Here is a 9,766-nt window from a genome sequence, read left to right as displayed (position 1 = left end):
TCGGCACCGCTCCGCAGGGCGCCAGGAAGCCCTCCACGTCGGTGTTGGTGCCCAGCCAGCCGCCGCCCTCGAGCGGCAGCAGCGTGTTGACCGCCCCCACCCGTTCAGCCAGGGGCATCAGCCGGCGACACAGCTGCGCCACCGCCTGCTTGTGGGGGATGGTGACGTTGAGGCCGCGGCAGCCGATCGCCTCCAGCCCCTGCAGCACCGTCTGCAGCTGGTCGGCCGGCGTGGGCAGGGCCAGATACACCCAGTCGAGCCCGAGGGCCGCCAGGGCGGCGTTGTGCATCACCGGCGAGAGCGAGTGGCGCACCGGATCCCCCAGAACCCCCACCAGGGCTGTGTGGGCGGTGATCGGCCGGGCCATGGAGCCGCTGGATGCTCGCCGCACCGTACGTGTCTGGACGGGTTCTGTTCGGGAACCACCCCTCGCCTGCTCCCGGTCCGGCTGCTGAAGATGCAGGAACCGAATCATCACCACTCTGGAGGTGGGAATCCATGGGAAAGGTTGTTGGCATTGACCTCGGCACCACGAACAGCTGCGTCGCCGTGATGGAGGGCGGCAAGCCCACCGTGATCGCCAACGCCGAGGGATTCCGCACCACTCCGTCGGTGGTGGCTTACACCAAGAATCAGGACAAATTGGTGGGTCAGATCGCCAAGCGCCAGGCGGTTATGAACCCCGAGAACACCTTCTATTCGGTGAAGCGCTTCATCGGTCGCCGCGTCGACGAGGTGAACGAGGAGTCGAAGGAGGTGAGCTATGCCGTGGAGAAGGCTGGTGCCAACGTGAAGGTGAAGTGCCCGGTGCTCAGCAAGCAGTTCGCGCCGGAGGAGATCTCGGCCGAGGTGCTGCGCAAGCTGGCTGACGACGCCGGCAAGTATCTGGGCGAATCCGTGACCCAGGCGGTGATCACGGTTCCCGCCTACTTCAACGACTCCCAGCGCCAGGCCACCAAGGACGCCGGCAAGATCGCGGGCCTCGAGGTGCTGCGCATCATCAACGAGCCCACGGCGGCAGCCCTGGCCTATGGCCTCGACAAGAAGAGCAACGAGCGCATCCTGGTGTTCGACCTCGGTGGCGGCACGTTCGACGTGTCGGTGCTGGAGGTGGGCGACGGCGTGTTCGAGGTGCTCTCCACTTCCGGTGACACCCACCTGGGAGGCGACGACTTCGACAAGGTGATCGTGGATTACCTGGCCGACAGCTTCAAGGCCAACGAGGGCATTGACCTGCGCAGCGACAAGCAGGCTCTGCAGCGCCTCACCGAGCCGCCGAGAAGGCCAAGATCGAGCTCTCCAGCGCCACCCAGAGCGAGATCAACCTGCCGTTCATCACAGCCACGCCGGAGGGTCCCAAGCACCTCGACCTCACCCTCACCCGGGCCAAGTTCGAGGAGCTGGCCAGCAAGCTGATCGACCGCTGCCGCGTGCCGGTGGAGCAGGCCCTCAAGGACGCCAAGCTCTCCGCCGCCGAGCTCGACGAGGTGGTGATGGTGGGTGGTTCCACCCGCATCCCCGCGGTGCTGGAGCTGGTCAAGCGCGTCACCGGCAAGGAGCCCAACCAGACCGTGAACCCCGATGAGGTGGTGGCCGTGGGTGCCGCCATCCAGGGCGGTGTGCTCGCCGGTGAGGTGAAGGACATCCTGCTGCTCGACGTCACTCCGCTCTCCCTCGGTGTGGAGACCCTCGGTGGCGTGATGACCAAGATGATCCCCCGCAACACCACCATCCCCACCAAGAAGACCGAGACCTATTCCACGGCGGTGGACGGCCAGACCAATGTGGAGATCCACGTGCTCCAGGGCGAGCGCGAGATGGCCGGCGACAACAAGTCGCTGGGCACCTTCCGGCTCGACGGCATCCCCCCTGCTCCCCGCGGCGTACCCCAGATCGAGGTGACCTTCGACATCGACGCCAACGGCATCCTGAGCGTGACCGCGAAGGACAAGGGCAGCGGCAAGGAGCAGAGCATCTCGATCACCGGAGCCTCCACCCTCAGCGAAACCGAGGTGGAGAAGATGGTGAAGGACGCCGAGGCCAACGCCGCCGCCGACAAGGAGAAGCGCGAGCGCATCGACCTCAAGAACCAGGCCGAAACCCTGGTGTACCAGGCCGAGAAGCAGCTGGGCGAGCTCGGCGACAAGGTGGGAGCCGACGACAAGGCCAAGGTGGAGGCCTCCTCCGCCAAGCTCAAGCAGGCGATCGAAAAGGAGGACTTCGCCACCATCAAGGCGGAACTCGAGACCCTGCAGCAGGCCCTCTATGCCGCCGGTGCCGCCGTGTACCAGCAGGCTGCCGGCGCCGAAGCGGCCGGCGGAGAGGCTCCCGGTGGCAATGGCGCTGGTGCCGGCGCCGCGGGCTCCAGCACCGACGATGTGATCGACGCCGAGTTCACCGAGAGCAAGTGATCCAGGGGTGATGCCAGCCGCATCACCATGAACGCTAAGGGAAGGGGCCCCATCGGGGCCCCTTTTTGCTGGCCCGGATCACCCGATCAGGGGCTGATCTGAGCCACGGCAGCCCTGGCCTTCTCCACCACGGCCGGGGGCAGGGTCACATAGCCGAGCTCGGGAGCCTGGCTCTGGGCCTGCTCGGAGAGCATGTGCTCGAAGGTCTTCTTGAGCAGCTCGGTCTTGTCGGCGTTGCCGCTCTTGTAGGCCAGGATCCAGGTGAAGGTGACGATCGGGTAGCCCCGGTCGGGATTGGGATTGCCGCCGATCAGATCGGGACCCAGGTCGATGGCGGCGAGAGCGGTGCTCTCGGTCTCGTTGGTGGGCTTGACCTGCTCACCGGAAGCATTGGTGAGCGCCGCGGCCTGCAGCTTGCCCTTCACATAGGCCATCTCCACATAGCCGAGGCCGCCGTCGATCTGGTTGAGCTGGGCGGCCACACCCTCATTGCCCTTGGCCCCCAGGCCGGTGGGCCAGGAGATCGACTTGGCGGCGCCGGGGCCGTTCTTCCAGGCCTCGCTGATCGCAGCCAGATGCTTGGTGAAGTTGTAGGTGGTGCCGGAACCGTCGGCGCGGTGCACGACGGAGATCGGCTTGTCGGCGCAGCNGAGTTGCTTGTAGTTGGTGATCTTGCCGAGGAAGATGTCGGCCAGCTGCTCCTGGCTGAGTTTCAGGTCGCAGCCCTGGTGGTTGTAGGCCACGGCGATGGCGCCGGCGGTCATCGGGATCTGGAGCACCCCGCGGCTCACCTTGGCCACCTCATCGGGCTTCATCGGCGCATCGCTCGCCCCGAAATCGACCGTGCCGGCGATGAACTGGCGCACGCCGGCACCGGATCCCACCGACTGGTAGTTGACGGTGATGCCCTTGGCAGCGAGATCCTGGAACCAGCGCTGATAGATGGCGGCCGGGAAGGAGGCACCAGCACCGCTGAGGCTGCCCCTCACCTGACTGCCGCCCTCGCCGCCGGGGGAGCAGGCGGCCAGGCCGACCGCGGTGGTGAGGCCGGCAACGGCCGTGAGCGTTCGGGCGGAAAGGGATCGACGCATGATCGAAACGGAGACGTGCTGGCGGAGTCCAGCTGCTTGAGGCGACCCTATGGGGCAGCTGGATCATCATGATTAAGACCAGGTAAACACCCCGCGGTCTGGGGGGCTCTGTCCCCGCTGTCCCCTCTGCGCGATCGTTCAGCGGCCGGCCCCGATCTGCTGGCAGGCCCATTCAGCGCTGGCGGGCGCCAGCAGGACCCCGTTGCGGTAATGGCCGCTCACCAGCAGCAGTCCTGGCTCGAGCTGTTCCAGCAGCGGTGCCGGGCGGCCCGCCGGACGGCAGCGCAGACCCTGCCAGTGCCGCACCACCTCTGCAGCCGCCAGCCAGGGCAACTCGGCCGCGGCCCAGCCGCGCAGGTCGGCCAGGGACTGGGCCGATGCCTGCTCACCGGGCTCCAGCGTGGCTCCCAGCCAGCAGCGGGCCCCGCCGTTGCGGTCAGGGCGCGGCACCAGGTTGAAGCCCCGCCACACGCAGGTGCCGGGCCAGTTCCACTCCGGGGCGTTGGCCAGCTGCAGCTCCAGCGCCTGGCCCAGCACCGGCTGCAGCGGCAGCCGGTGGCCCAGCGGCTCCAGCAGGGCGCTGCTGGACACCCCGGCACAGATCACCAGCCAGGCTGCGGTGTGGCTGGTGCCGCCGCGGCAGCGCACCAGCCAGTCACGGCCCGATCGCTCCAGGCTGGCCACCGCATCGCGGCTGGTGTCGAGGCCTCGCGTGCGCGCCTCCTGCCACAGAGCGGTGAGCAGGCTGGCGGGGTCGAGCTGGCCGTCCCGCGGCGCATACAGGCCCCCTGCGGCGGCATGGGGAACGGGGGGATGAAGAGCGGCCAGCTCTGCCGGATCCCAGAGTTCCAGGGGTATCCCTGCGCGCTGGCGCTGCTCCACCAGCCGCTGCTGCCGTTCCAGCTCCGCGGGACCGTCGGCCAGCAGGAGCAGGCCGCGGCGGCGCTGTACGGGATGCCCTGATGCCTCCAGATCGGCCAGCCACCCCTCCCAGAGCACCCGGGAGCGCTGGCGCAGGCGCCAGGCCCGGCCGCTGGAGCGATGGAACACGTCGGCCATCAGCACTCCCAGCGCCGCCCAGCTGCCGCTGCGGGCCGGATCGGGGCTGTCGAGCCCGGGATCGATCAGTCGAACGCTGTGCCCGCGCAGCAGCAGCTGCCAGGCCACCGCCAGACCCAGAACACCGGCCCCCACCACCAGCACCTGCTGAGGGGTGGAGGGGCCGTGGTCGGGTTCGGTTCGTTCCGCGGTCGCCGGGATCAGGCCTGCTTCAGATCGGCCTGAACCTGCTCCGGCAGCACCTGGGCATAGCGGCCGAAGCCGCTGGCCACCTTGATGTAGGACTTGCGCAGCTTGTCGCCGTCCTGGAGGCGGGCCGCCTCATCAAGCTCCGCCAGGGCCGTCTTGAGCTGATCGGCGAGCTTGGTGGCCTCGGCACGATCCGCCGGCAGGAGGCGCTGGTTGATGTAGAGCATCTGCCGGCCCACTTCCTGCATCGGGCCGTGGATCACGTTGCGGGTGAAAGTCCAGTCCCGCTCGTTGACCAGGGTGGCGAGTTCGGGGAGCCGATCGCGGGCGGCGAGGAAGCCCTCGGCCTGCCGTTCGATGGCGGCGATGTCGTCCGGCGTGAGGGTGGCAGCCCTGGTCGTGCCGTCGCCGCAGGCGGTGAGGCCGAAGCAGAGCACGCCGGCCAGCAGCACCAGGGCCAGACGGCGCAGTTGCCGCAGCAGAGCAGGGAAGGGGGCGGACATCGACACCGGCGGCGGGGGCTGATCGTGGCGGCGACTTTATCGGTGTCGCAGTGGCTCTGCGCCGGCTCTGTAGCCGCTCGCAATCAGGGGAGCTCGCCAGCCGGGCCACGCCGGCCGCGTTAAAACGGAATGACTATGGGTTGGTCCGATGCATGAGGCCGTGCTGCCGCTCGCCGCGATCCGTCGTCCGCTGCAGCGCGCCCTCGATGAGGCGAAGCTGGCGGCGCTGATGGCGTCGATCGCCGCCGAGGGCCAGCGGGAGCCCATCGATGTGCTGGAGGTGGACGGCCAGTTCTGGGGCTTCAACGGCTGCCACCGGGTGACGGCCCATGAGCGCCTCGGCCTGACCAGCATCCGCGCCCGGGTGCGCCGCGCCAACCGCGCGGTGCTACGCATGCACCTGAGGTAGGCCGTAGGGCCGATGGGGTCTGATGTCGTCCGCCACCGCCATCCTGCAGGTGATCTGTCCGGATCGCCCCGCCCTCGTCAGCGAGCTGTCGGGATGGGTGGCGGCCAACGGCGGCAACATCCGCCACGCCGACCACCACACCGATCTGGGCGCCGGCCTGTTTCTCAGCCGCATCGAGTGGGTGCTCGATGGCTTCGGGCTGCCGCGGGAGGCGATCGCCCNGGCGGTGGCGGCCCTGGCCGAGCGGCTGGGCGGCGAGGGTGAGGTGCATTTCTCCGATCAGCTGCCGCGGGTGGCGATCTTCGTGAGCAAGCAGGACCACTGCCTGGTGGATCTGCTCTGGCGCACCCGTGCTGGCGAGCTGCCGATGACCGTGCCGCTGGTGGTGTCGAACCATCCGGATCTGCGGGAGGTGGCCGAAGGCTTCGGCGCCCGCTACGTGCAGGTTCCGGTGTCGGCCGAGACCAGGGCCCAGGCCGAACACACCCAGCTGGGGCTGCTGGCCGAGCACGGCATCGAGCTGGTGGTGCTGGCCAAATACATGCAGGTGCTCAGCCCCTGCTTTCTCGAGGCCTTCCGGGCTGCCGGCGGCAGCGGCCAGCAGGTGATCAACATCCACCATTCCTTCCTGCCGGCCTTCAAGGGTGCCCAGCCCTACCACCGCGCCTGGGAGCGGGGCGTGAAGCTGATCGGCGCCACGGCCCACTACGTGACCGAGGAGCTCGATGGGGGGCCGATCATCGAGCAGGCCACCGTGCATGTGAGCCACCGCGACGAGGTGGACGACCTGATCCGCAAGGGCCGCGACTGCGAGCGCCTGGCCCTGGCGCGGGCTCTGCGCCTTCACCTGCGCCGCCAGGTGATGGTCTACCGCGGCCGCACGGCGGTGTTCGACTGACGATCAGGCCAGCGCCTCCGCCTGGTGCTTTGCCAGGGTGCTGAGCGGCAGAGGCCCCTCCAGATGCTGCCAGGGCAGCACCCGATCGGGGCTCCACTGGCCGTGGATCACCTCGTGCCAGGCGGGCAGATCCGCCGCCCGCTCCCGGTAGGCCTGCTTCCAGCCGCCGAGGCTCTCGTGCCGGCCGCGGGCGGCGGCGATCACCGGGGCCAGGCGGCGGTCGCTGCGGGAGAGCAGGGCCTGGATCACGCTCCAGCCGTAGCTCTCGGGGCGCAGCTCGATGCCCCTGGGCTTGAGCCGCCGGGCCAGCAGCTTCAGATGCTTCTCCGCCTCCGGCCGCACCCCCTGCCACTGGAAGGGGGTGTGGGCCTTCGGCACGAAGGTGCTCACCCCCAGGCTGAGCCGCAGCCCAGGCGTGGACCTCTTCAGGGCCAGCAGCAGCTCGGCGGTGGCCTCCACATCGGCCTCCTCCTCGGTGGGCAGACCCACCATGCCGTAGAGCTTCAGGCCGGTGAGGCCGCCTTCCCTGGCGTAGCGCGCCGCGGCGAAGATCTCCTCGGTGGCCAGCTTCTTGTTCACCACCTGGCGCATGCGCTCGCTGCCGCTCTCGATCGCGATCGTGAGCGACTGGCTGCCGCGCCTGGCCAGGATCCGCCCCAGTTCCGGCGTCACCGTGGCGGCCCGCACCGAGCTCACGCTCACGCGGGTACCCTCGAAGCGATCCTGATCCAGCCAGGCCAGCAGCTCGCCGAACTGCGGGTGCTGGGTGACGGAGGCTCCCAGCAGGCCTAGGCGCTGGGTGGCGGTCAGGCCCTTCTCCACAGCGGGGATCAGGCCGTCGTCGAGGCTGGGGGTGCGGAAGGGCAGGGTGAGGTAGCTGGCCAGGCAGAAGCGGCACAGCTCCGGGCAGCTGCGCACCACCTCCACCATGTGGATCGAGGGCCAGGCCGCCTCCGGTGTGATCACCGTGGAGTGGCTGAGGGTGTTGCCGCGCCAGGTCTGCTTGGCCACCGTGGCGGGGATGCCGGGCTCGATCGGCTCGACGCTCAGCAGCTGCCCCTCGGCGTCGTAGCGGGGGGCATAGAGCGCCGGCACGTATACGCCCGGCACGGCAGCCAGACGTCGCAGCCGCTCCGCCCGCGATGCGCCGCGGCAGTCCTGCAGCGCGTCGATGAAGGCCGGCAGCAGCAGCNNNTCGCCGTCGCCCAGCAGCACCGCATCGAGGAACGGGGCCAGCGGCTCGGGGTTGGCCGTGAGCACTGGGCCGCCGCCGAACACGATCGGATCGGCGTCGCCGNCNGTTCGGCGCTCCAGAGCNGGGATGCGCTGCTGCTCGAGCAGATCGAGCAGCACCGGCCCATCGAGCTCCCAGCTCAGCGACAGGCCGAAGANGATCCAGCCCGNCCGTCGCGGTGGCCCNGGTGGGGTGGATCGCCGCGGTCGGTGAACAGGCGCCGCACATCCACATCGGGGCGACGGGCCAGGGTGGCCCACACCACCTGGTATCCGAGGCTGGTGATGCCCACGCTGTAGGTGCTGGGGAAGGCCAGCACGGCCCGCAGCGCGCCGGCCTCGGGCACGGCGGGCTCGAACAGCAGGGTCTCCTGGTTCAGGGCTCGCGGATGGGGGGTGAGTCCAGCGTCTCACTGTGCTGGGCGGGGTGCCGCCGGCCCGTCAGACCTAGGCCAGCAACCTGGCGCCTGCCGATGGCTTTCGTGTGGGATCTTCCCAAGGATCCCGATGATTGGAAGCTGCAGATCGAAGCCGAGCCGGCCGCAGCCATGCGAATCCCCTGCTCAGGTCCTGTGGGGGCAGGCGGGAGGCCAGCACGACTAACGGAATGAGCGCCATAGGTCGGCCCTTCATGGCGTTGTGATCGCAAACCCCTGATCCCTGCAGACAACGGAACGTGTCCCAGGCACACGACACGGCCGCGGTCAGACGTTCCGATCTGCGGCATGCCCTGAGGAGGATCCTGCTTCATCGGCACTCAGCCGTGTTCGTCATCACGCTTCTGGTGCTCGCAGAGCTGTGGAGTGCCTCCGGCTGGCTGCCCTGGCCGCCTGGACCTGGCGGTCAGGGCACCTTCCAGAGCTGCAGCTTCACCTCCTTGCCTTCGTTCACCGTCACCAGCCAGCGGCCATCGGGGGAGAGCACATCGCGGCTGGTGTTCTGGGTCGCAGGCGGCTCCCCCTGTGTTGTCGCCATGTCCTGCAGCAGCGTGCCTTGCCGGCTCCAGATCTGGATCGTGTCCAAGGTCTGGACCTGAAGGGTGGTGCCGTCGTTGCTGAAGCGCACGGCCTCGGTAGATGGGTAGGGGTCGCCGCTGGTTTCCGGATCTGCCAGCACCCTCCCCTTCTCCCCCTGCAGCGACCACAGGGAGGGTCTCCCTTCCCGCCCGGACACCAGCAGCGTCGTGCCATCGGGAGAGAGATCCACGTTGGGACGGGTGGCGTCGGCGGCGGCCCCCGTGCCGAAGGAACGAATCAGGGTTCCTTCCAGTCGCCAGTGATGCACCCAGCCTGCGTCTGTGACCGCCAGGAACGACCCGCTGTCCGGCAGGAAGGCTACGAACCGCACGTTGCCATCGCCACGCTCCCGATCGGAGCCAGGGGAGGGCTGAGCCCGGACGGCACGCTGGAGCTTTGCTTCCGGTCCCCACAGCTGTACCAGGCCGTCGCGAAAGCCGATCGCCAGGGTGCGACCGTCCGGCGCCAGGCTGCCGCCAGCGGTGAGCCGTCCACCGGCATGGTTTCGTCATAGGTGGCTCTGGAGAGAAGTGCCCCATTGGCCGCGCGCAGCTCCAGGCCCTGATTGCCGGCGATCACGAACGTCCCCCCATCGCCGGAGAAGTAGAAGCCTTCCGGCAGTTCGCCCTCCTCGGCGGAGTGGACCTGGGTACCGAGCACCTGCAGGCTCCGGTCAGGCCTGTGAACCATGATCGTGCCCACGGGAAGCAGCTCCAGCCGGCGGTTGGCCAGATCGAGCCGGCCCTGGCGGTCGCCGCACCAGAACAGCAGAGCGGTGCTGCCGGAGGTGAAGCCAATCGCTTCGAACGCCTGATTGCCGGAGGGGAAGGTCGGGTTGCGGCAGGCCACCAGGGGCTCGCCCACCGCATCCAGGGCCCGGGCCTGACCAGGGGCCGCAAGGCAGCCCAGCAGCGTCAGCATGGTCGCGGCCAGCCGCCGGGAGTGAGCCGCAAAGGC

The 9,766-nt window shown here is 69.1% G+C and carries 7 protein-coding genes and 3 pseudogenes; 3 read left to right on the top strand and 7 right to left on the bottom strand.

Annotated features, from left to right (window positions below; translation table 11 throughout):
• A pseudogene (locus tag SYNGFB01_RS01610) lies at nt 1-367 on the bottom strand (shikimate dehydrogenase); the annotation flags it as partial.
• Nucleotides 368-498: 131 nt separating this feature from the next.
• Here SYNGFB01_RS01610 and dnaK point away from each other — a divergent pair.
• Nucleotides 499-2,411, top strand: a pseudogene (gene dnaK, locus SYNGFB01_RS01605) (molecular chaperone DnaK).
• 86 nt (nt 2,412-2,497) lie between these two features.
• Here the strand turns inward: dnaK and pstS are convergent.
• From pstS to psbQ, 3 genes are all read right to left on the bottom strand, one after another.
• Nucleotides 2,498-3,502 (bottom strand): phosphate ABC transporter substrate-binding protein PstS, encoded by a 1,005-nt coding sequence (pstS, locus tag SYNGFB01_RS01600; RefSeq protein WP_048016645.1) that lies wholly within the window; start codon nt 3,500-3,502, stop codon nt 2,498-2,500.
• A 138-nt stretch (nt 3,503-3,640) separates the two neighbouring features.
• Nucleotides 3,641-4,705, bottom strand: a complete 1,065-nt coding sequence (locus tag SYNGFB01_RS01595) for an FAD-binding oxidoreductase (RefSeq protein ID WP_053068257.1) — start codon at nt 4,703-4,705, stop codon at nt 3,641-3,643.
• Nucleotides 4,706-4,761: 56 nt separating this feature from the next.
• A complete protein-coding gene (gene psbQ, locus SYNGFB01_RS01590; protein WP_200900033.1) occupies nt 4,762-5,253 on the bottom strand; it encodes a photosystem II protein PsbQ in 492 nt (163 codons plus the stop codon).
• Between the two features lie 148 nt (nt 5,254-5,401).
• Here psbQ and SYNGFB01_RS01585 point away from each other — a divergent pair, with 148 nt between their 5' ends.
• Nucleotides 5,402-5,662: a sulfiredoxin gene (locus tag SYNGFB01_RS01585; protein ID WP_048016644.1), complete on the top strand. Its 261-nt coding sequence runs from the start codon at nt 5,402-5,404 to the stop codon at nt 5,660-5,662.
• A 22-nt stretch (nt 5,663-5,684) separates the two neighbouring features.
• The gene (gene purU, locus SYNGFB01_RS01580; RefSeq protein ID WP_048016643.1) at nt 5,685-6,560 is read left to right on the top strand and encodes a formyltetrahydrofolate deformylase; all 876 of its coding nucleotides are present in this window, start codon (nt 5,685-5,687) and stop codon (nt 6,558-6,560) included.
• A 3-nt stretch (nt 6,561-6,563) separates the two neighbouring features.
• On the opposite strand, the pseudogene SYNGFB01_RS01575 reads toward purU, so the two are convergent.
• The 3 genes and pseudogenes from SYNGFB01_RS01575 to SYNGFB01_RS01565 all read right to left on the bottom strand — a co-directional run bounded on the left by SYNGFB01_RS01575 (nt 6,564) and on the right by SYNGFB01_RS01565 (nt 9,730).
• Nucleotides 6,564-8,113: pseudogene (locus SYNGFB01_RS01575) on the bottom strand (radical SAM protein).
• A 523-nt stretch (nt 8,114-8,636) separates the two neighbouring features.
• Nucleotides 8,637-9,140: a WD40 repeat domain-containing protein gene (locus tag SYNGFB01_RS01570; protein ID WP_048016642.1), complete on the bottom strand. Its 504-nt coding sequence runs from the start codon at nt 9,138-9,140 to the stop codon at nt 8,637-8,639.
• Nucleotides 9,128-9,730: a hypothetical protein gene (locus SYNGFB01_RS01565; protein ID WP_048016641.1), complete on the bottom strand. Its 603-nt coding sequence runs from the start codon at nt 9,728-9,730 to the stop codon at nt 9,128-9,130. Before SYNGFB01_RS01565 ends, SYNGFB01_RS01570 begins: the two co-directional genes overlap by 13 nt.
• Between the last annotated feature and the right edge of the window lie 36 nt (nt 9,731-9,766).

Source organism: Synechococcus sp. GFB01 (assembly GCF_001039265.1).
Taxonomy (GTDB): Bacteria; Cyanobacteriota; Cyanobacteriia; order PCC-6307; family Cyanobiaceae; genus NIES-981.
The sequence above is the reverse complement of the archived record's forward strand: the minus strand, read 5'-3'. Positions and strand labels throughout refer to the sequence as shown.